We start from the raw sequence: 20,262 nt of genomic DNA, 5'->3' as shown, positions 1-20,262 counted from the left end.
GGTCGCGACGTGGCGGCCCCGATGAGACCGACCTGGCCGCGACGCCCACCCGACCGTCGCACGCCTACACCACCGGGGGACCGACCGTCCCCGCCCGTGAGGAGACCTACCGCGCCGTCGTCGTGGGCAGCGGCTTCGGTGGCTCCGTCGCCGCCCTCCGGCTCGCGCAGGTCGGAGTGCGCACGCTGGTGCCGGAACGCGGTGGCGCCCCTCCCCCGTCCCGACGACGTGCTGGCCCACGCCCGCTTCACCGCGGCCAGGCGCTTCCTGTCCGACGCCGGCGCGGGCCGTCGTCACCGGTCCGGTCATCGCTGCCCCGCTGCAGGTCGTCTGGGAAGCGGCGATGACGGGCGGAGGGCGCGCGGCACGCCGGCCGGGCCACTTCCTCACCTCCCGGTGGAACGGCGTGCGAAGAAGACCAACTGCCCGGACTGGACCACTTCGCCGGCACGGTCGCACAATTCGACGCGCCGCCTGACCAGAGCGGTTCCGGGCCGGGTCCGACCCGGTCGGCTGTCGAGCACCTCCATGCGTGCCCGCACCTCTTCACCGACGAGGAGGGGCTTGTGGAAACGCCATTCTTCGACCGCGAGGAGTGCGACTTCGTCCTCGGTGAGCATTCCGGCCGCCACCAGCAGACCGACGCCGACACCCATCCCCAGCAGACCGTGCACCACCCCGTGCGACCCGGCGTGCACCGGGTTCCGATCACCGGTGAGATCGGCGAACGCGGCGACGTCATCAACCGAAATTCTCCGGAATCCGGTGGACGTGCGCGGGATCGGCGTCGGCGCCCAGTCGGCGGAAGACATGTCACACCCATTCCCGGGCGGCCACCGCAACGGGTTCCCGCCCGACTCCGGAGGTTATTACCACATCCTTTCACAGCCCACCCCCCGGTGCTACAGTGGGAAACCAGCAGAGTACGCCGGGTTCATGATTGGAGTAACCTCCATGGACGGCGCCCACTCCGGTGCTTTTCCCGGCTCGCCCCCGGCGTTCCGACAATCGGGTCCGACGACTTCGAGCCGCGTATTCGGCCGCTGGTTGGAGGCGGCCGGTCTGACCAGAGGCGAATTGGCCCGCGTGCTGATCCGCCAGGCCCGCGTGCGCCGGTGGAGCGCGGAGGAGCTGTCGTCGTGCCTGTGCTGGGTCGGCGACGCCGCTGACGCCGGAGCGGTGCCGCCGAGGCTCGTCGAGGCGGTCTTCGAGCACACCGAAGCGTCCCTGGACGACGCCAGCACGACGATGCACCGGGCCGGGGTGCTGTACCAGCGCGGCGTGGAACTGGCGGTCGTCGCGATGAGGGAGCGGAAAGGCGCAGCGGGACAGGCGATCCCCGGACCCCGAGCGGGTGCCGGCGACGCGCCGGTCACCGGGCGGCCCGCGGTGGGGCGACCGGGCACCGCCCACCGCCGGTTCGACTTCCTCACCCGCCGCGAACGGCAGGTCCTCCAACTGCTGGGCATCGGCCAGTCCAACCGGCAGATCTCCCGGACCCTGGGTCTGGCCGAGAAGACGGTGAAGAACCACCTGAGTTCGCTGTTCGCCAAGCTCGACGTCGGCGATCGGACCACCGCCGTGCTCGTCGCCCTCCAGCACGGCCTCATCTCGGTGGCGTGACGGCCACTCCCGCCGACACCGACCGGCCCGCGGCGGGACTGCGTGTCAGGTGGGGAAGCCGGCGACGACCGCAGCCTGGAGGTGCGCCGTCTTGAGGAACAGGTAGGAGGCTTCGCCGTAGACACCGCCCGACACCCCGGTGCCGCCGTGGCTGGGCAGCGGTGGGACGAAGTCGAGGTGCGGCTGGTTCACCTTCAACATCGCACCATTGTGGACAGTGGCCAGGAACCTCTCCGCGATGGCGGGATCGGCGGTCCACAGGGAGTTGCGCAGACCGTAGGGGTTGGCGTTCAGGAAGGCGATCATGTCGGACAGCAGCGCGTCGTCGTCGCGCCGACCCGGGACGACGACGCTGAGTACCGGGCAGAAAGTCTCCTCCCGGGTGATCGGCAGCGACGCGGCGGCGTCCAGGCCGTCGACTCGCAGCACGGTCGGTTCCAGGAACGCACCGTCGCGATGAGGCTCGCCCGACACCGTCGAACGCCTGCCGCCGCACACCAGTGACGCGCCGCCGGCCACCGCGGCGCGCACTTCGGCCAGATGTCGCTCCGCCGGCACTGGGGTCAGCACCGTCACTCCGTCGTCGGAATACCCCGGGCGAAGGGCTGATGCCCGCTGCCGCACCGCCTCGACGATCTCGTCGGCGACCCGGGGGTGCACCAAGGCCCGGTTGGGAGCGATGCACAGCTGCCCGGATGCGTGGAACGCTTCCGCGAGCGCATCGGCGGCCGGCGCCACGGGGGCGTCGTGCCACACCACGACGGTGTCGTTGCCCGACAGTTCGAGCACGGCTTTCTTGCCGTGGCGCAGACATGCCTGCTGGAACCGCAGTCCGCGTTCACTGCTGCCGTAGTACAGGATGTCGTCCACCCGCGGATCGGCAAGCCATGCCTGCAACACCGGTCCGGCTTCTGCCCCGAAGAAGTTGAGCGCGCCGGGCGGGGCGCCCACCTGTTCCATCGCCGGCACCAGCACGTCGCGGAGGAGGAACGCGGTGCTCAGCGCGAACTTCCGGGGAATCCGGACGACCACCGCGTTGCCCGCCAGCAAGCCGTGCAGTGCGCCGGTCGTCGCGCTGAAGACCGGGGCGTTGGACGGCGGATGCACGGCGAGCACCCCGTCCGGCTTGTACCGCAGCACCAGCCTGCGATCCCCCTGGCGCCACTGACGATCCACCAGACCGCGGTACCACCGGCAAGCTTCGTCGCCGAACAACCCGAGCAACGAGTCCAGCTGCCAGTCCGCGATACGCGCCGGGCACCCCTCGGCGGTCATCAGCGACACCAGTTCCCCACGCAGGCGCTCGAGCAGCCGGCAGAACCGGCCTCCCAGCGCGAACCTCGTCGTCGTGGGTGTGTCCGCCCATCGGCGGGCCGCTGCGTGGGCCGCGGCCGTCGCGGCGCTCACGTCGTCCGGCGAAGCGATCGCGCAGTACCCGAGGATCGCGGGGTGGTCCCCGGGGGCGGTCGTCCCGCTCAACCGCTCGCAGGTCGCCGGGTCGTCCAGCGACAGCCGCGCCGACAGGACCGGTTCCTGTGCCACTCCCACATCGTGTCCGGCGATGTAGGACCGGGCGGTGCGCCGTTCCTCGCGGTTCACCGAGTCGTCCATGCCTGCTCCAGGATGCCCGCGCGGTGGCGTCCGTCCGCGAAGTCCGTGTGGTCGAGCACCGCCGTCACAGCAGGCGCGTTGTGCCGCACGCCGACACAGGTGAACTCGCCCACCGCCCCGAGCAGCCGCCGCCGCGCGGTCTCGCGATCCGGTCCCCAGGCGGTCACCTTGGCCAGCAGCGCGTCGTAGTGGGGCGGCACGCGAGTGCCCGGCGTCAGCCACGTGTCGACCCGGATGCCGGGCCCGCCGGGCAGTTCGAGATCGGTGACCGTCCCCGCCGACGCCGCCCAGTCGCGGCGGGGGTCCTGCGCCGTGATCCGCGCTTCGATCGCGTGCCCCCGGAGCTCCACCCGGTCCTGGTGCAGCGGCACGTCCGCTCCCGCCGCCTCCGAGATCATCCAGGTCACCAGGTCGCAGCCCGAGCGCGCCTCGGTGACCGGGTGCTCGACCTGGAGCCGCGGGTTGACCTCGGTGAAGAACGACTCACCGGCTTCGGCCACCAGGAATTCAAAGGTGGCGAGGTTGCGCAGGCGGAGGTGGCGCGCCCCCTGGACCGCCCAGTCGGTCAGCCTTCGCCGGTGCTGCGTGGAGAGCCGCGGTGCCGGTGACTCCTCGATGACCTTCTGGTTGAGGTGCTGCGTGGTGCAGTCCCGCTCACCGAGGTGGACGACGCCACCCCGCGCGTCGGCCAGAACCTGCACTTCGACGTGACGGGCGCCTTCGACCCACTTCTCCAGGTAGAGCCGCTCATCGCGGAACAGTGCCCGTGAGGCGTCCCGGATCCGGGGGAAGGCCTCGGCCAGCGCGTCGGGGGTGTCCGAGCGCGTGATCCCACGGCCTCCCCCTCCGGCCACCGCCTTCAACGCGACCGGGAAACCGAGGTGACGCGCGTGCCGCAACGCGTCGGCCACGTCGGTCAGCGGGCGGTCCGTGCCGGGCAGCACCGGCAGTCCTGCCGCCCGCATCTCGCTGCGGGTGGCGATCTTGTCGCCGAGCAGGGCGATGTGCTCGGGCGGTGGGCCCACCCACACCAGACCGCTGTCGCGGCACGCCGCGGCGAAGTCGGGGTCCTCGGCGAGGAACCCGTAGCCGGGGTGCACGGCATCGGCGCCTGCCCGAGCACAGGCGTAGAGCAGTGCCGGGATGTTGCGGTAGCTGTGATCGGGCGGCGCGGGGCCCACGCACACGCTGTCGTCGGCCAGCCGCACCGGCAGGCTGCGCCGGTCGGCGGACGAGTGCGCGACGACGCTCCGGATGCCGAGTTCACGGCAGGCCCGGACGATGCGCAGAGCCACCTCGCCCCGGTTGCAGATCATCAACGTGCCGATCATGTGCCGCTCCGCGGTGGAGCGGCCTCGTCCGGGACCAGTTCCACCAAGAGCTGTTCGTACTCGACCACCTCACCGTCACCCGCGTGGATTCCGCTCACCGTGCCGGCGTGCGGAGCGATGACCGGGGTGGACACCTTCATCGCCTCGACGAGGCCGAGGCGGTCACCGGCCGCGACCCGGCTACCCACGTCCACGAACGGCGGTTCGCCCTGGGCGGGACAGCGGTGGAACACCCCCACGGCGGGCGCTGTGACCGAGACGGACTGCCCGACCGGGGTCGGGAGGTGTCCGGGAGCGTGTCCGTTGCCCACGGCCACACCATGGCTTGGTGCCGGCCTCTCCCAGACGACGTCGACGTCGAACTGCCGGGTCCGGATCCTGACCCGCCGCACGCCGGTCGGCCTCACCAGGCCGAGAACCTCGCCCAGGACTTCGACCGCTGCCGCACCGGCCTCTCGCGGGTCGGGCAGGCGGGGTTCCGCGGCGTCACCGCACGAGTTCACGCCGATCCCCCTCCCGGTCGACGGGTCCGGTGACGTCGTCACCGGGCAGGCACCAGTCCCGGCCGAGGGCCCGCAGGCGGCGAGCGCGGGCGGCGACGATCGTCCGGACGGGCCTGGCCCGCAGCTCGTCGAGGTGGCGTCGCAAGGCGTGGCGCAGGAGATCGGCAGCGCGGGCGGGGTCGGTGTGCGCTCCACCCGGCGGCTCCGCCACCACCTCGTCCACCACCCCGTGCCGTCGGAGGTCGACGGCGCGCAGGCCGAGCGCACGAGCCGCGTCCGGGGCCTTGGCGCTGTCGGAGAACAGGATCGCCGCGCAGCCTTCCGGGCTGATGATCGAGTACGTGGCGTTCTGCTGCATCAGCAGGCGATCGCCGATCGACAGCGCGAGGGCACCGCCGCTGCCGCCTTCACCGATCACCGCGCACACCACCGGCGTGGCGAGCCCGGCAACGGTGATCATCGTCTCCGCGATCGCCTCCGACTGGTTGGCACGCTCGGACCCGGCACCGGGATGTGCTCCCGGGGTGTCCACGAGCGTGACCACCGGCAGGCCCCATCGCGCCGCGAGCACCATCAGCCGCGTCGCCTTCCGATAACCGCTGGGGCGCGTCATCCCGTTGTTGCGTCCCTCGGGAGGGCCGCAGGTGATCCGGTCGTGTCCGATCACCACGACGGCTTCGCCGTGCAGTCGGGCGAACCCGCCGAAAACGACGGGGTCTTCGCCACTCCGACGATCGCCGTGCAGCTCGAACACATCGGTGAACATCGCATCGAGGTAGTGGCGCAGCCGCGGCCGGTGGGTCGCGCGCACGCGCCGCACCGCCTCCCAGGGGTCGATGTCCTCGTCACAGGGCGGCATCGCGGGCGCGGGCGCCGGTTCCACGGTCGGAGGTGCGACACGCGTCCCCGCGTAGGAGACCAGTCGGCGCAGCACCCGCGGCAACTCCGGCCTGGTCGCCACCGAGTCCACGTGACCGTGCCGGAGCAGGAAGGACGCGCTTTGGAACTCCGGCGGGAGCTGCTGCCCCGACGTCTGTTCGATCACCCGGCGCCCGGCGAACCCCGCGCGTGCGCCGTCCTCCGCGATCACCACGTCACCGGCGCTGGAGAACGACACGTGCACCCCACCGAGTACCGGGTCGGTCAGCACGCTGATGTAGGGAATCCCGGCGTCCCGCAACGAACGAATGGCTGCCGCTGTCTTCGCGCCTTGCTGCAGGGCCAGGACGCCTTCCTGCATACGCCCACCACCGGACGCCGACACGGTCAGCAGCGGGATGCGCTCGGCCGACGCGATCTCCGCTCCGCGAGCCACCTTCTCCCCCACCACCACGCCCATCGATCCGCCCATGAAGTCGAAGTCCAGGACCACCAGTGCGACCCGGGTACCGCCGATGCCGGCGGTACCCAGCACGGCGGCTTCCGACAGGCCGGTCCGCGCACGGGCCTGCTCGTACCGCGTCGGGTAGGGAACGCGGTCGGTGAAGCGCAGCGGGTCGCCCGGTCGGAGCGTCGCGTCGTGTTCGACGAAAGTGCCCGCGTCGACGAGGAGAGCGATCCTGCGGCGCGCCGACATCCGGAAGGGCGACGCGCACCCGGGACAGGTCCAACAAGGCTCCAGCACCCGTCGCGACCACCAGCCGCCGCACGTCGGACATCGACGCCAACGGTCGGCGGTGGCCCGGATCCGGGCGAGCAGTGCGTCGGCCATGATCACCGCTCCTCGCCGTCGTCGTGGCGGAAGTCGCCGGTCCGATCGTCCCCGTCACGAGGAGGTCGCGCGAAGGGCGAAGGTCCTGGGTCTGCGGGCCCGCCGACCGCCGGGAGGCAGTGGTCCACTGCGTACTGCGCACCACCTCTTCGGTACGTCGAATCGAGGTAGCACGTGGCAGCAGGCAAGGACGGCGAGCCGATCGCGGTGGTCGGGATCGGCTGCCGGTTCCCACGGGTCCGAGGCCCCCGTGAGTTCTGGCGGGCGTTGTGCGACGGTGTCGACGCGGTGGACGACATCGGCGATGAGCGTCCCGGTTTGGCGGCGTTGCTGGTGCCCGACGCCCAGAGCCGACACCGGCCGGCCCACCGCATGGGCTTGTTGGAGGACGTGTCGGCGTTCGACGCGGAGTTCTTCGGCATCAGCCGCCGCCAGGCCGCCCACATGGACCCGCAACAGCGCCTGATGGTGGAGACCACGTGGGAAGCGTTCGAGGACGCCGGGATCGTTCCCGGCACGCCCGCGGTGACCGGGGTCTGCACCGCGCAGCTCGCCGGCCACTACTGGCCGTCGCTGGTCCGCGACGGGGTGCTGGACATGTACGGGTCGCTCGGCGGCGGCATGCGCGGCGCGTTGAGCGGGCAACTGTCATTCTTGTTCGACCTGCGCGGACCCAGCTTCGAGGTCGGCAGCGGCTGTTCGGCCGGCCTCGTGGCCGTGCACCTCGCTTGCCGCAGCCTGCGGGACGGGGAGTGCGACACCGCGCTGGCCGGCGCGGTCCACCTGATCCTGGGCCCGGACGAGAACATCGCCTACGCCCGATCGGGAGTCCTCAGCAGGTCGGGGCGGTCCGCGTTCGCCGACGCCTCGGCCGACGGGTTCGCGCGTGGCGAGGGTTGCGCGGTGGTCGTGCTCAAACGGCTGTCGACCGCGCTCTCGGACGGCGACCGCGTGTACGCGACCATCCGCGGCACCGCCGTCAACAACGACGGTGGTGCCGCGGCGAGCATGCTCGCCCCCGCAGGGGTGACGCAGGAGCAGGTTCTGCGGAACGCGTATCGCGACGCGGCTACAGCTCCGGCGGAGGTGTCGTTCGTCGAAGCGCACGGTGTCGGCACACCGGTTGGCGACCCGGTGGAGATCGGGGCCCTCGCAGCGGTTCTCGGTGCGGGAAGACCACCCGACCGACCGCTGTTGTTGACCTCGCTCAAGGGCAACTTCGGACACCAGGAGCCGGTCTCCGGGCTCGCGGGATTGGCAAAAGCCTGTCTGTCACTCCACCACCGTGTGCTTCCCCCGACCCTGCACCACTCGACTCCCACACCGGCCATCGAGTGGGACGGGCTTCCGTGCTCGGTCGCCGTTGCCGCCACGCGTCTCTCCGGGAACGGTGAAACGCTGGTAGCCGGAGTGAACTCGTTCAGCGTGACCGGCACGAACGCACACGCCGTGATCGCCTCCGCACCGCGTCGGGCACACCGTGACCAGCGCCGTCCCGGACCTCACCTGCTCCCCCTGTCGGCACGGCACCGCGACAGCCTGACGCAGTTGCTCCTGGCATACGCGGACTTCGTGGACGAAGCGCGGGACGTGCCGTTGGCCGACATCTGCCACACGGCGGCCGTTCGCCGGGCACACCACAAGCACCGGCGTGCGGTGTGGGCCTACGACCACGCGGGGATGGCCGTTGCCCTTCGACGCGCCTCGGAAGACCTTCGTGCTCCGACCCCACCTCGGGATGTGGTGTTCGTGCTGCACCACGGTCAGTCGGATCCGCACCTGGTCGCGGAGTTGAGCCGACGCAGCAGGCCTTTCCGTGAGGCGTACGAGACCGGGGCGGCACGAGGTGCGGGCTCCGGCGTCGGCCGGTCGCCGCTGTCGGATGGCCTCGTCGCGCTGTGGCGCAGTTGGGGCGTCGAGCCCGCTTCTGTGGTGGACGACGACTCCGGACCGGTTCCGGGGACCACTGGTGAACTCGTGCTTCGGCTCGGGCCTTTCGGAGCGTCGGTCGGCGAGGTGCCCGGACCAGGTTCCAGTCCGCTTGAGTCCCTTGTGGACAATGCCGGTTCGCTCTACGAATCCGGGTGTGAGTTGTCGTGGGATGTGGTGTCGGGTGCGGGCGAACTGGTCGACGTACCGCTCTATCCGTGGCGCAGGACTCGTTACTGGGCTCCCACCACAGGCGGACCGGCCGAGCGCCCGCATCCCTTGCTGCCGGATCACGGCACCGAGCACCGGTCCGTGGAGTGGTGTGCGCCGCTGCCCGCCGATGCGGGACGCACACCGCTGACACCGGGTGGTCTGGTGGAACTGTCGATCGCCGTCGCTCAGCGGCTGTGCGGGGGAAGCAGCCCGCAGGTGCGCGACCTCCGCGTGGTGCACAACCCGAGACTCGTCGCGCCGACCGAACTGCGGGCGATGGGAACGACTGACGCACCAGGCAGATGGCGGTTCAGCATCGGCATCGCCGCCACCGGGTCCAACGGCGGAACGCCTGCGGTCGCGTCATCCGCGGTCGGCGTCGCACATGTCCTGCGCGCCCGCCCGTCGAACCTCGCATCGGAACGGGAGGACCTGTGGAAGCGGTGCCCGGAGCACGTGCGACCGGACGAGTTCGAAGCATGGCTGCGCCACTCGGGTGTGCCCCAGGGCCCCGGCGTGCTGAGCTTGAGCCGTGGCCCGGTCGATGCGCTGGTCGACATGACGACCGCACATCCGAACGCGCATCTCTTGCGTTTCGCAGTGCTCGACGTGCTGCTCGCAACTGGTGCCATGCTCCGTGGACTGCCCGGCGAGGAGACCACGGAGGTGTTCCTCGAACACGTCACCATGGCCGAGCGGCTGCCGCACAGGGTGCAGGGTCTGGTGTCGTCCGCCGACGACCACGTGGACATCCGGGTCTGTGACGACAACGGCACGCTGGTGACTCACTTGGCTGGTGTGCGGTGGGTGAACGCTTCCGTCGATCAGCGATCGACGGAAGCCTGAGCCAGGCGGCCGCGTCATCCTGCTCCCGCGTCACCCCGGTTTCGTGTCACCCCGCTTTTGCGTCATCCCACTCTTCGTGGAAGCAGTCGAGGAACAGCGCCGGGTCGGTGACCGCCTCGGGATCGAGGTTCACCCCGATGTGGCAGTTGCCGGCGTAGGACACCATGACAGTGGTGGCCGCACCCCGGATGACCGGCGCGAACGGCAACACCTCCAGCACCTCCGCGTCCCCCAGGCGCACCCGGCGAGGCACACCGGGGAAGTTGGACGCGAGCAGGTCGTTGCCCTGGAACAGCGACTTCGCGACGAGGACCACCAGCGCCGGGGGCAGGGGCCGGGTGGAGCGGGCCAGCACCTCCAGCGCCCGCAACGTCCCGGCCCGCCGCACGATCGAGATCTCCGCGCGCACCAACCGCACCCGTTCGCCGAAGTCGCCGGTGTGCATCGGGCCCGACACCCGTGAGCTGGCGAACTCGTTACCACCGCGAGCGGAGGTGGCGGAACGCGTGCTGATGGGTATCAGGACCGGTAGGGAAGCGGGAATCGGGCCGAAGTGCTCGTGGTAGCGGCGGAAGGCGCCGAGCAACAACGCGAGGTAGACGTCGTTCATCGACCCGCCGGTGCGCTTGCCGATCAAGCGCAACTCGTCCGCGGGCAGTGTCAGCGACTCGAAGCGCCAGGACCGGCCACGTCGCGCCAGCAACGGGGACGGCGGTGCCACCGGCACGACGGTCGCCCTGAGCACAGTCTCGCCGAACCGCACCGCCGCGCCGATCGACCGGACCGGGTGGGCGACGCGACTCCGGACGCTCACCGCCTCGTCCCGCTCGGGCACCCGGGGAAGACCGGGCAGCTCGTACTCCGGCCTCTCGGCCGGTTCGCCCGGCATCCCGCCACCCGGCACGGGCGTGTGCAGCATGGCGAGGAGCTGCGCCGCGGCCAGGCCGTCGCACAAGCTGTGGTGCAGCTTCATCACGTACGCGGCACCGTCGGCCAGGCCTTCGACCAGGGTCGCCTCCCACAGCGGCCTGGCCCGGTCGAACGGTGTCATCGCCCACGTCTGCGCCAGGTCCAGCACTTCCCGGCGCGTTCCGGGCGCCGGCACCCGTACCCGGCGCAGGTGGTAGTCCAGGTCGAAGTACGGGTCGTCCTGCCAGACCGGCCCACCCGTGCGCGAGTCGACCACTCGTCGCCGCAGCCCCGGTGCCGCCTCCACGAGTCGCCGGTGCGCGCCCAGCACGTCATCCCAGTCCGGGGCGTGGTCGAGCAGTTCGACCGCCATGACGACCGGCCGCATCAGGGGGTCGCGCTCGGCTCGCCAGAACATCGCTTCGAGCGCGTTCATCCGCCGGGAGGCTCCCCACAGGGGCGGCGACGTGTCGGCGTTCGGCATGCGTCCTCACTCGGTTCCGGGCACCGGCTGCGCACCAAGGGACGTCAACAACACGTGACGCCCCCGTCCACCGACCAAGCGCTGCCGGTGACCGCGGCGGCGGCGTCCGAGGCGAGGAAGACTGTCGCCATGGCGACTTCGTCCGCCGTGGTGGCCCTGCGGATCGCACTCCGCTCGGTGAACACCGTCACGAGCTGGTCGAAGGTCATGCCCATCGCCGCCGCGATGGCCCCGCCCTGCGACCGCAGCAGGTCGGTGAACACCATCCCGGGACAGACGCAGTTCGCCGTGACCCCCGACGGGCCTACTTCACGTGCGAGCGAGCGCATCAAGCCGATCACCGCGTGCTTCGCCGCCGCGTATGGTCCCATTCCGGGGTCGGCGTGCTTGCCCTCCATCGAGGAGATGGTGATGATCCGGCCGGATCCCTGCGGCACCAGGTAGGACAACGCACGGCGCGTCGCGTAGAAGACGCTGTGCAGGTTCAGGGCAATGGTGTCGTGCCACGCGTCGTCGGTCATCTCGGCCAACGGTGCGAACGCGGCTCCCCCGCCCGCGTTGTTCACCAGCACGTCCAACCGCCCGTAGGCACCGATCGCGCTGTCCACCATGCGCTCGGCATCGGACCGGGACGTGACGTCACCCTCGACGTACAGGGCGGGTCCGTGAACGCCCAACTCCTTCTCCGCCCGCTCCCCCGCGTCCCGCCCGCGACCGGTCACCACCACCGAAGCGCCGTGCTCGACGAACTTCCCGGCGATCTGCCGCCCGATCCCTCTGGTACCACCCGTGATCACCGCAACCTTGCCGCCGAGGTCCACGACCGCGCTCCTCACCGATTAGTCCCCGCCACGATTATGTGAGGACCGAGTCGACGAGCCTGCGACCTCCGACCCAGGACCAACGGGCCGCCGACCCGAGTCCGCGACACCGTCCGGCGATTGCGCCCCGCGGCGAGCGGGTAGCACTTGCTGGACGTGGGTGCGTGGGTCCTGATCTGCTGTACGGCTTGGCGTCCCCAGCGTGGGGATGTCGGCAGGTAACGGTGATGGGATTCAGAGTGGCGATTCGTGAGCCCGAACGGCCGTCCGACATCGTGACGGGTGCCCAGTCCGAGCTGCCTGCGGGCAGTGTGGCCGGTCGTGGTCGCGAGGTGCGCAACGAGTTGACCGCAACCGTCGGCGGCGACGTTCTACAGGCCGGGGTTGTGCACGGCGGGGTGCATTTCCACCAGCGGTCGGAGGTGACGCCGCCGCGACAGTTGCCCGCGATGCCTGCCCTGTTCACCGGGCGGGCGCGGGCGCTGGTCGCCCTCGACGACACGTTGCACGGTGCGGCGTCGATCGAGTCGACGGGGCGTGCGGTGTCACCGCCGATGATCTCGGTGATCGGCGGAGCGGGCGGGATCGGCAAGACGTGGCTGGCTCTGTGTTGGGCTCATCGGCGACCGGACTGGTTCCCGGACGGGCAGCTGTTCGTGGACCTGCGCGGGTTCAGCCCGGAGGGTGAGCCGATGTCGCCGGGGGTGGCGGTGCGCGGCTTCCTCGACGCCTTGGGCGTCGACCCGGGCCGCATTCCCCCGGACCTGGACGGACAGGCCGCGCTGTACCGCAGCTTGACGGCGGACAAACGCGTGCTGGTCGTCCTGGACAACGCCGCCTCCACCGAGCAGGTGGAGCCCTTGCTACCCGGCGGGCGGTCGTGTGCCGTGGTGGTCACCAGCCGTCGGATCCTCAGGGGGTTGGTGACCCGGCACGGCGCCCGGCACCTCGCGCTCGACGTGCTCTCCGACGACGAAGCCCGCGCGGCGCTGGAACTGCGGCTCGGGAGCCGGCGCCTGAACGCGGAACCAGACGCGACAGCGCGATTGCTGGCACTGTGCCGCGGCTTCCCGTTGGCGTTGGCGATCGTGGCCGGACGTGCCCACACCAATCCGGGGCTGCCGCTGGCACACCTCGTCCTGGAGCTTCACGAGTCCGGTGTGGGCGCCTTGGACGACGACGATCCCACCGCCAGTCTGCCTGCGGTGTTCGCGACCTCGTACCGCGCGCTGACTTCCGGACAACAACACATCTTCCGCCTGCTTGCCATCGCACCCGGCCCGCACATCGGCCTTGACGCGGCCGCGTCCCTGACCGGGTTGCCCAGAGCGGAAGCATCACGGAGCCTGCGCGCCCTCCACGAGGCCTCCCTACTGGACCAGAACACGCACGGTCGCTACACCATGCACGACCTCATCCGCCGCTACACCAACGAATCCGTCCACCACCTGCCGGAAGCCGAGCGCACACGGGCACTGTCGCGCGTGGTGGACCACTACCTGCACACCGCCCACGCCGCAGACCAACTCCTGTACCCCCACCGAGAACCGATGCGGTTGACGCCTCCGTCGCCCGGAACCCGACTCCACCGATTACCCGATGCGGAAGCGGCGATGGCGTGGTTCGACGCCGAACACCTCAACCTCCTCGCCGCGTTGCACACCGCCGCGGGCCAGAAACGGCACGAGGTCGTGTGGCAGCTTGCCTGGGCTTTGGACACCTTCCACTACTGGCGCGGCCACCTGAACGAACGCGTGCTCGTCTGGCAGGCCGCGCTGGACGCCGCCCACCACTTGGTCGACCCCGCGATCCGCATCAGCACTCACCTGAACCTCGGTATCGCCCACGCCGTCCGGGAGTGCCCCGAGGCCGCGGTCGAACACCTCCACCAGGCCCTCGTCCTGGCCGAGCGGCACGACGACCCCGCCCAGCAGGCCCGAACCCACCAGATGCTGGGCTGGGCCTGGCAATGGCGGGGGAACTCCCGACGCGCCCTGGACCACGCCACCCGGGCCCTGGCGCTCCACGACACCCTCGACCAGCCCGTGCGCCGGGCCGACACGCTGAACCAGATGGGCTGGTACGCGACCCGCCTCGGCGACCACGACATCGCCCGCGCCCACTTCCGGGCGGCACTCGCCCTGCAGCGGCAGCACCACAACCCCGATGGCGAGGCCACCTCCCTCGACGGCCTGGGTCACATCGCCCACCACCTCGGCCGACACCGCGAGGCCGTCCACCACTACGGGCAAGCCCTCGCCCTGCGCCGCGAACTCGGCCACGTCTACGGGGAAGCCGACACCCTCGAACGTCTCGGCCACGCACACGCCGCTCTCGGCGAGCAGGATCGGGCCGAAGCTTTGTGGCGGGAGGCACTGCACGGGTACCGACAGCAGAAACGGGACTTGGACGCCGCGCGGATCCGGCGACTACTGGACACGACCCGGTACCCACCCGACCACCGTCCTACCGAGTCGGCACGGTGAACCGCCTCTGGGGTGGACCGGCCGCTGAGTTGCACCGGCCGCTGGGTCGAACCGGCCTCTGGGCCACGAACCGACACCACCCGACCGGGCGGCTGTGGTCACACGGGGGTCCTGGGCGCCTGGTCGGGATCGCCGTGCCGGCTTCGTGCCTTGCGCACCCGGATGCGGTCCAGCAGCCGTATGGACGGGGTCGCGGTGATCCCGTGCAGGATGATCGAGCCGATCACCACCAGGCCGACCACCCGCCATATCGCGTCCTGGTCGGCGAACTGCCCGGACTGGAGCGCGTACGCGACGTAGAACAGCGATCCGACTCCCCGCACGCCGAAGAACGAGATGACGGCTCGCTCGCGGGGGCCGGTCTTGCCGCGTGCCAGGCCGATCAGCCCGGTCAACGGCCGCACCACGAGCAGGATCGCCAACGCCACCAGCACGTCCCGCCAGCCGGTGCCCGCCAGCAGGCCGCTGACGGCCGCCCCGCCGAGCAGGAAGATGATCAGCACCGTGAGCATGCGCTCGATCTGCTCGACGTACTGGTGCAGGACGCGGTGGTAGCCGTGGGACCGCTCGCCCGCCCGGATCGTGCAGGCGCACACGAAGACCGCGACGAAGCCGTATCCCTCGGCCAGTTCGGTCAGGCCGTAGGCCAGGAACGTGGCAGCGAGCGCGACGAACCCCTCCGCGTGCTCCGCCAGCCGGAACTTCTCCGACGGCGCGGAGAAGAACAGCTTGCGCAACGCCCACCCGGTGAGCAGGCCGACCAGCAGACCACAGGCCAGTCGCCACAGCAGGTCCACGGCGAACCAGTGCGACAGCCAGGCGTCCGGGGCCGCGCCGACGAGGCTGATGGCGATCGCGGCGTAGGTGAACGGGAACGCCAGCCCGTCGTTGAGACCGGCCTCGGAGGTCAGCGCGAACCGCGCCTCGTCCTCGGCCTCGCCGGGGTCGTCCGGGTCCTCCGCGGGCTCGGCCACCTGGACCTCGCTGGCGAGCACCGGGTCGGTGGGCGCCAGCACCGCGGCGAGGAGCACCGAGGCGGCCACGCCCCAGCCGAGCAGGCCCCGTCCCAGCGCGCCGACCGCGAGCATGGACAGGGGCATCGTGATGGCCAGCAGCCGCCACGTGGTCGACCAGCGGCGCAGACCGACCGGCCGGTTGAGCGCGAGCCCCGCGCCCATCAGGGAGATGATCACGCACAGCTCGGCGAGGTGCAGGGTGATCGAGTTGTACCGGACCGGATCGGGATCGGGCAGCGGGCCGATAACCGTGAACGCGATCGCTCCCGCGGCCAGGAACACCATGGGCATCGAGATCGGTGCCCTGCCCAGGATGCGCGGCAGCAGCGCGGCCAGCAGGGTCGCGACGCCGACGCTGGCGTAGACCACGGCGCCCGAACCCACCACGAGGCTCCTCTTCGCTCGTTGACCGGTCGGACGAGGATTCGGCCGCCTCCACCGGGCCAGATACCCGGCGTGGAGGGGCCCTAACCCAGTCCGGCGGATTCGGCAACGAGCGGAGCCGCGGCACCTGTGCCGGGCTTGACCAGGCGATGCGGGCCTGACGCGCGCTCGGTCGCGGTCAGGCGCCGGCGATGAGGCCGAGGCGGGCGTCGTGGAGGTGGGCGGTGGGCAGGACGGCGACCACCGTGTTGCCGCCGACCTCGGTCACGACGCCGGTGTGGTCGCGGCAGTGCACCGCGACGACTTCGCGCACCCCGTCGGCGACGTGCAACCGCACCGTCGTGCGCTCGGCCGCGTCGATCTCGGCCCGCACGGTGTCGCCGAATTCCATGAACCGCGCTGTGGCCCGCAGCGCGGCGTCCACGTCGAATTCCTCGCGCGTTCCCGGCGGCGCGTCGGCACCATTCCGGTTGGTGAGGAATTGCCCGAGCGCGGTGGCCAGCAGCGAATCCGGATCGGTGTCCTCGACACGCACACCGAGTCGCCGGATCGTGCGCGCGACGGCGTGCGACTCAAATCCCCGGACGCTTTCCGCGTCCACCGACCACAGCCGGCCGTCGATCCCCTGCCAGCCGAATCGGTGCGCCGCGCCGATGTGCGGCAGCTCCACAATGGCCACCGGTGCGTCGAAACGACTCAAGAGGTCGGACAAGCCGGGTAGCACGATTGATGCACCCGACTCGTCCAACCACATGAATCCGAGATTACCCATCCGGCCAGTTCATGTCAACGGGATTCAATTGTCGGCAGATCCGGCCGTCAGGAGACCCAACCGCTCTCGGCGTGGGTCGCGGACCTAAACAGACCCAGATCATCCTGACAATTCTCCGGTCCATCCCGATCGCAACAGGCACCACCGGACCTGCCTCTCGATCGAACCGTCCCTGCGTCCAATCGGGGCCATCCAGCCACGTAGGCTCGGCGACTGGGGAAGTGAAGCGGGACACTTCGGCAATGGAGCGCAACCCTGGTGTTCCGTCGATCGGCGTAGACAACATGATCGCCGGCGACGCGCCCGGCTTTTCCGTCCAGGCCGGCATCGTCGAAGGCGGTCTGCACCTGCACTGCTCCACACGGTCCGCCGTGCCGCGGCAACTTCCGGCCGGTACGAGGCACTTCACCGGCCGCGACGCCGAATTGCGAGCGTTGACCAGGCTGTTGGGACAGGCCGATGGAGCACGCGGCACGCTCGTCATCTCCGCGATCCAAGGGACGGCGGGGATCGGCAAGACCGCGTTGGCCGTCCGGTGGGCACACCAGGCGGCGAGCCACTTCCCCGACGGCCAGCTCTACGTCAACCTGCGTGGCTTCGACCCCGCGGGCAGCGCGATGAGCAGAGCCGAGGCGATACGCGGCTTCCTCGACGCGTTCGAGGTTCCGCCGGAGCGGATCCCCGTCGGCCTCGACGCCCAGGTCGGCTTGTACCGGAGCTTGACAGCCGGTCGACGGGTGCTTGTCGTGCTGGACAACGCGCGCGACGCCGATCAGGTTCGTCCATTGCTGCCCGGTGGCGCTACGTGTCTGGTCGTCGTCACCAGCCGCAATCGCCTCACCGGTCTCGTCGCCGCGCAGGGCGCTCGTCCACTGACCTTGGACCTGCTCGGCGACGACGACGCGAGGGCACTGCTGCTCGAACACATCGACTCCGAGCGGGCCGACGCCGAACCCGAAGCTCTCACGGAGATCATCACCTTGTGCGCGGGCCTGCCGTTGGCCCTGAGCATCGCGGCAGCCCGCGCGGTCATCCACCCGGAGTTCCCGCTCACCGTGCCGGCGGAGGAATTGCGCAACGCCCACACCGACCTGGAGGTGTTCGGGACGGGCGACGGCTCCGTCGATGTCCGAGCCGTGTTCGACTGGTCATACCGCCGACTGCGCCCCGATGCGGCGAGGTTGTTCCGCTTGCTCGGCATCCACTCCGGACCGGACATCACCACAGCTGCCGCAGCGAGCCTTGCCGGTGTGCCGATGAAGTCGGCGCGACGCTTGGTGTCCGAACTCGACAGAACGCACCTGCTCCAAGAACTCAGCCCCGGCCGGTTCGCGTTCCACGACCTGCTGCGCGCCTACGCCCGTCAACGGTCCACCACACTCGACACCGGACCGCAACGGCACGCTGCGACAGGCCGGATGCTGGACCACTACTTGCACACCGCACATGCCGCCGCGCGTCTTCTGCACCCCCGCCGGTTACCGGTCGCCTTGGCCGTCCATCGCGAAGGAGTGACCCCCGAGCGCTTCGCCGACCTCCCTGCGGCGCTGGCGTGGTTCGACCACGAGCACGCCGTCCTGATGGCCGCCATCCAGGTCGCCGCCGCCGAGCACCCCACGCACACCTGGCAACTGGCGTGGACGCTCGGCGAGTTCTTCGAAAGACGCGGACACTGGCATGACAACGCGACGACGAACGAGAGCGCCCTGTCCTCGACGCTGAAGCACGGCGACCGACTGGGACGTGCCCACGCCCACCGCGGCCTCGGCCGCGCATATCCGTGGCTCGGGCGCTACGACGAGGCTCGCGAGCACTTCGAATCAGCGATCGACCTGTTCACCGAGATCGGGGACCCGCACGGTCTGGGGCACACGCACGTCGAATTGAGCTGGCTGTTCGAACACCAGGACCTCTGCACGGAATCCATCCGCAACAGCACACGCGCACTGGCACTGTTCGATGCCCTCGGTGACCGCACCGGCCGAGCCGCGGCCCTGTGCCGAACCGCCTTCGACCACACCGCCCTCGGAAACCACCACGACGCATTCGCCCACTGCCAGGAAGCCCTTGGCCTCTGCCGGGAACTGGGCAACCGTCGCAGCGAATCGCACGCGCTGAGCATCCTCGGGGTGATCCACTACAACACCGGTCACTACCGCGAATCGATCACCCACTACCTCCAGGCGATCGCCTTGCACCACCAGTTGGACGACCGCTACCACGAGGCCAACGTGCTGAACCGCCTCGCGGAAGCACACCTGGCCAACGGCGACCCCGGCGCCGCCCGGCGCGCATGGCAACGAGCACTGCCCATCCTCGAACATCTGGGCCATGCCCTGGGTTCGAGCGTCGGCTACCCGGACGCGACCCAGATCCGTGCCCGACTTCGCCAACTCGACCGAACGGCGCGGTGACTGCGAGGGTCTCCGAATCCTGCGTCGAGCCGTCGCGATGTGCAGGCCCCGCGGTACGGGCTCACCTCGCTGCGGCGGGGTCGCATCTGGCGCTGCGACGGATGCAGGCCCCCAAGGGTGTCGTCCAACACGCGGCGTCCTCGGAGCTTGCCGAACCGGCAACTTAGTTTGCGCGATCGACCGGGTTGTCCGCATCGTGTCCACAGGAGGTGGTCATGGTGACCGAACAGCTGGAGAACAGCTACGACGTGGTGGTGGTCGGCGGTGGAGCTGCGGGGTTGAACGGGGCGTTGATACTGGCCCGGTCACGGCGGTCGGTGTTGGTGGTGGACGCCGGGGCGCCCCGGAACGCGCCGGCGGATGGCGTGCACGGGTTGCTGGCCCGGGACGGGATGCCGCCCTCCGAGCTGGTGGCGCGCGGTCGGGAGGAGGTTCGTCGCTACGGCGGCCAGGTGTCGAGCGGTGAAGTGCGGGGTGTGGTCCGCGAGGCCGACGGGTTCGCGGTGGCGCTGGGCGACGGTCGGTCGGTCCGCGCGCGGCGGCTGCTGGTGGCCACCGGGTTGGTCGATGAACTGCCGGACGTCCCGGGGCTGCGGGAACGGTGGGGGCGTGACGTGCTGCACTGCCCGTACTGCCACGGGTGGGAGGTCCGCGACCAGGCCGTCGGCGTGCTCGCGACCGGCCCGATGTCGGCGCACCAGGCGCTGATGTTCCGGCAGTTGAGCGACGATGTCGTGTTCTTCGCCCACACCGCCCCGCCCCTGTCCGACGAGCAGGCCGAGCAACTGGCCGCGCGCGGCATCCGCGTCGTCACCGGTGAGGTGGTGTCGGTGGAGTCCGCCGGCGACCGGCTCGCCGCGGTCCGGCTCGCCGACGGCACGGTGGTCGGCCGCGAGGCACTGGTCGTCTCACCGCGCATGGTGGCGCGCGGCGGGTTCCTGGCGGATCTCGGCCTGCGGCCGGTGGAGCACCCCGCCGGGATCGGCGAGCACTTCCCCGCCGACGCGACCGGCCGCGCCGACGTGCCCGGCGTGTGGCTGGCGGGCAACGTCACCGACCCGGTCGCCCACGTCGGGGCCTCCGCCGCAGCGGGCGCCGCCGCCGGTGCCCAGATCAACGCGGACCTCGTCGCCGAGGAGACCCGGCTGGCCGTCGCCGCTCATCGTGAGCCGATCCCGGCGGGTCCGGGGCGCGGCTGAGCGAGGCCGC

At 70.8% G+C, this 20,262-nt stretch carries 14 protein-coding genes; 5 read left to right on the top strand and 9 right to left on the bottom strand.

The features are described 5' to 3' along the window. Window positions 1-386 precede the first annotated feature (386 nt). On the bottom strand, window positions 387-812 hold the full coding sequence (locus FHS29_RS31510) for a MaoC family dehydratase (protein WP_184697022.1): 426 nt from the start codon (window positions 810-812) through the stop codon (window positions 387-389). Between the two features lie 274 nt (window positions 813-1,086). Here FHS29_RS31510 and FHS29_RS36380 point away from each other — a divergent pair, with 274 nt between their 5' ends. Next, window positions 1,087-1,623 carry a helix-turn-helix transcriptional regulator gene (locus tag FHS29_RS36380; protein WP_312865189.1) on the top strand — a complete coding sequence of 179 codons (537 nt, stop codon included), beginning with the start codon at window positions 1,087-1,089 and terminating at the stop codon, window positions 1,621-1,623. A gap of 45 nt (window positions 1,624-1,668) precedes the next feature. Here FHS29_RS36380 and FHS29_RS31500 read toward each other — a convergent pair whose 3' ends face one another. The 4 genes from FHS29_RS31500 to FHS29_RS31485 are packed head-to-tail and all read right to left on the bottom strand — an operon-like array spanning window position 1,669 to window position 6,779. Beyond that, complete coding sequence (locus FHS29_RS31500) at window positions 1,669-3,234, bottom strand: aldehyde dehydrogenase family protein (RefSeq protein WP_184697014.1); 1,566 nt, start codon at window positions 3,232-3,234, stop codon at window positions 1,669-1,671. Then, on the bottom strand, window positions 3,219-4,565 hold the full coding sequence (locus tag FHS29_RS31495; RefSeq protein ID WP_184697012.1) for an acetyl-CoA carboxylase biotin carboxylase subunit: 1,347 nt from the start codon (window positions 4,563-4,565) through the stop codon (window positions 3,219-3,221). The genes FHS29_RS31500 and FHS29_RS31495 overlap by 16 nt, the downstream gene beginning before the upstream one ends. After that, window positions 4,562-5,068 carry an acetyl-CoA carboxylase biotin carboxyl carrier protein gene (locus FHS29_RS31490; protein WP_184697010.1) on the bottom strand — a complete coding sequence of 169 codons (507 nt, stop codon included), beginning with the start codon at window positions 5,066-5,068 and terminating at the stop codon, window positions 4,562-4,564. Before FHS29_RS31490 ends, FHS29_RS31495 begins: the two co-directional genes overlap by 4 nt. After that, complete coding sequence (locus FHS29_RS31485; RefSeq protein ID WP_184697008.1) at window positions 5,052-6,779, bottom strand: acetyl-CoA carboxylase carboxyltransferase subunit alpha/beta; 1,728 nt, start codon at window positions 6,777-6,779, stop codon at window positions 5,052-5,054. The genes FHS29_RS31490 and FHS29_RS31485 overlap by 17 nt, the downstream gene beginning before the upstream one ends. A 174-nt stretch (window positions 6,780-6,953) precedes the next feature. Here FHS29_RS31485 and FHS29_RS31480 point away from each other — a divergent pair, with 174 nt between their 5' ends. Next, complete coding sequence (locus FHS29_RS31480; RefSeq protein WP_184697006.1) at window positions 6,954-9,767, top strand: beta-ketoacyl synthase N-terminal-like domain-containing protein; 2,814 nt, start codon at window positions 6,954-6,956, stop codon at window positions 9,765-9,767. Between the two features lie 46 nt (window positions 9,768-9,813). Here the strand turns inward: FHS29_RS31480 and FHS29_RS31475 are convergent, their stop codons facing one another. Next, the gene (locus FHS29_RS31475; protein WP_184697004.1) at window positions 9,814-11,112 is read right to left on the bottom strand and encodes a wax ester/triacylglycerol synthase domain-containing protein; all 1,299 of its coding nucleotides are present in this window, start codon (window positions 11,110-11,112) and stop codon (window positions 9,814-9,816) included. Between the two features lie 92 nt (window positions 11,113-11,204). Then, window positions 11,205-11,996 carry an SDR family NAD(P)-dependent oxidoreductase gene (locus FHS29_RS31470; RefSeq protein WP_221456923.1) on the bottom strand — a complete coding sequence of 264 codons (792 nt, stop codon included), beginning with the start codon at window positions 11,994-11,996 and terminating at the stop codon, window positions 11,205-11,207. 224 nt (window positions 11,997-12,220) lie between these two features. Between FHS29_RS31470 and FHS29_RS31465 the strand changes: the two genes are divergently transcribed. Further along, window positions 12,221-14,467 carry an ATP-binding protein gene (locus FHS29_RS31465; RefSeq protein ID WP_312865184.1) on the top strand — a complete coding sequence of 749 codons (2,247 nt, stop codon included), beginning with the start codon at window positions 12,221-12,223 and terminating at the stop codon, window positions 14,465-14,467. Window positions 14,468-14,565: 98 nt separating this feature from the next. Here the strand turns inward: FHS29_RS31465 and FHS29_RS31460 are convergent, their stop codons facing one another. Beyond that, window positions 14,566-15,867 carry a cation:proton antiporter gene (locus tag FHS29_RS31460; RefSeq protein WP_312865183.1) on the bottom strand — a complete coding sequence of 434 codons (1,302 nt, stop codon included), beginning with the start codon at window positions 15,865-15,867 and terminating at the stop codon, window positions 14,566-14,568. Window positions 15,868-16,045: 178 nt separating this feature from the next. Beyond that, window positions 16,046-16,621: a hypothetical protein gene (locus FHS29_RS31455; protein WP_184696998.1), complete on the bottom strand. Its 576-nt coding sequence runs from the start codon at window positions 16,619-16,621 to the stop codon at window positions 16,046-16,048. Window positions 16,622-16,710: 89 nt separating this feature from the next. Between FHS29_RS31455 and FHS29_RS31450 the strand changes: the two genes are divergently transcribed. Beyond that, window positions 16,711-19,053 carry an ATP-binding protein gene (locus tag FHS29_RS31450; RefSeq protein WP_184696996.1) on the top strand — a complete coding sequence of 781 codons (2,343 nt, stop codon included), beginning with the start codon at window positions 16,711-16,713 and terminating at the stop codon, window positions 19,051-19,053. Window positions 19,054-19,268: 215 nt separating this feature from the next. After that, the gene (locus FHS29_RS31445; protein WP_184696994.1) at window positions 19,269-20,252 is read left to right on the top strand and encodes an NAD(P)/FAD-dependent oxidoreductase; all 984 of its coding nucleotides are present in this window, start codon (window positions 19,269-19,271) and stop codon (window positions 20,250-20,252) included. Window positions 20,253-20,262: the final 10 nt, after the last annotated feature.

Origin of the sequence: Saccharothrix tamanrassetensis (assembly GCF_014203665.1) — a bacterium.
Classification (GTDB): domain Bacteria; phylum Actinomycetota; class Actinomycetes; order Mycobacteriales; family Pseudonocardiaceae; genus Actinosynnema; species Actinosynnema tamanrassetense.
This window is presented reverse-complemented; position numbering and strand designations above follow the sequence as displayed.

Bases quoted from the DNA above. Each gene is read 5' to 3' on its own strand.
- FHS29_RS31510 (WP_184697022.1), bottom strand. From the start codon at position 812: ATGTCTTCCGCCGACTGGGCGCCGACGCCGATCCCGCGCACGTCCACC.
- FHS29_RS31455 (WP_184696998.1), bottom strand. From the start codon at position 16,621: ATGTGGTTGGACGAGTCGGGTGCATCAATCGTGCTACCCGGCTTGTCC.
- FHS29_RS31485 (WP_184697008.1), bottom strand. From the start codon at position 6,779: ATGGCCGACGCACTGCTCGCCCGGATCCGGGCCACCGCCGACCGTTGG.
- FHS29_RS31495 (WP_184697012.1), bottom strand. From the start codon at position 4,565: ATGATCGGCACGTTGATGATCTGCAACCGGGGCGAGGTGGCTCTGCGC.
- FHS29_RS31475 (WP_184697004.1), bottom strand. From the start codon at position 11,112: ATGAACGCGCTCGAAGCGATGTTCTGGCGAGCCGAGCGCGACCCCCTG.
- FHS29_RS31445 (WP_184696994.1), top strand. From the start codon at position 19,269: ATGGTGACCGAACAGCTGGAGAACAGCTACGACGTGGTGGTGGTCGGC.
- FHS29_RS31500 (WP_184697014.1), bottom strand. From the start codon at position 3,234: ATGGACGACTCGGTGAACCGCGAGGAACGGCGCACCGCCCGGTCCTAC.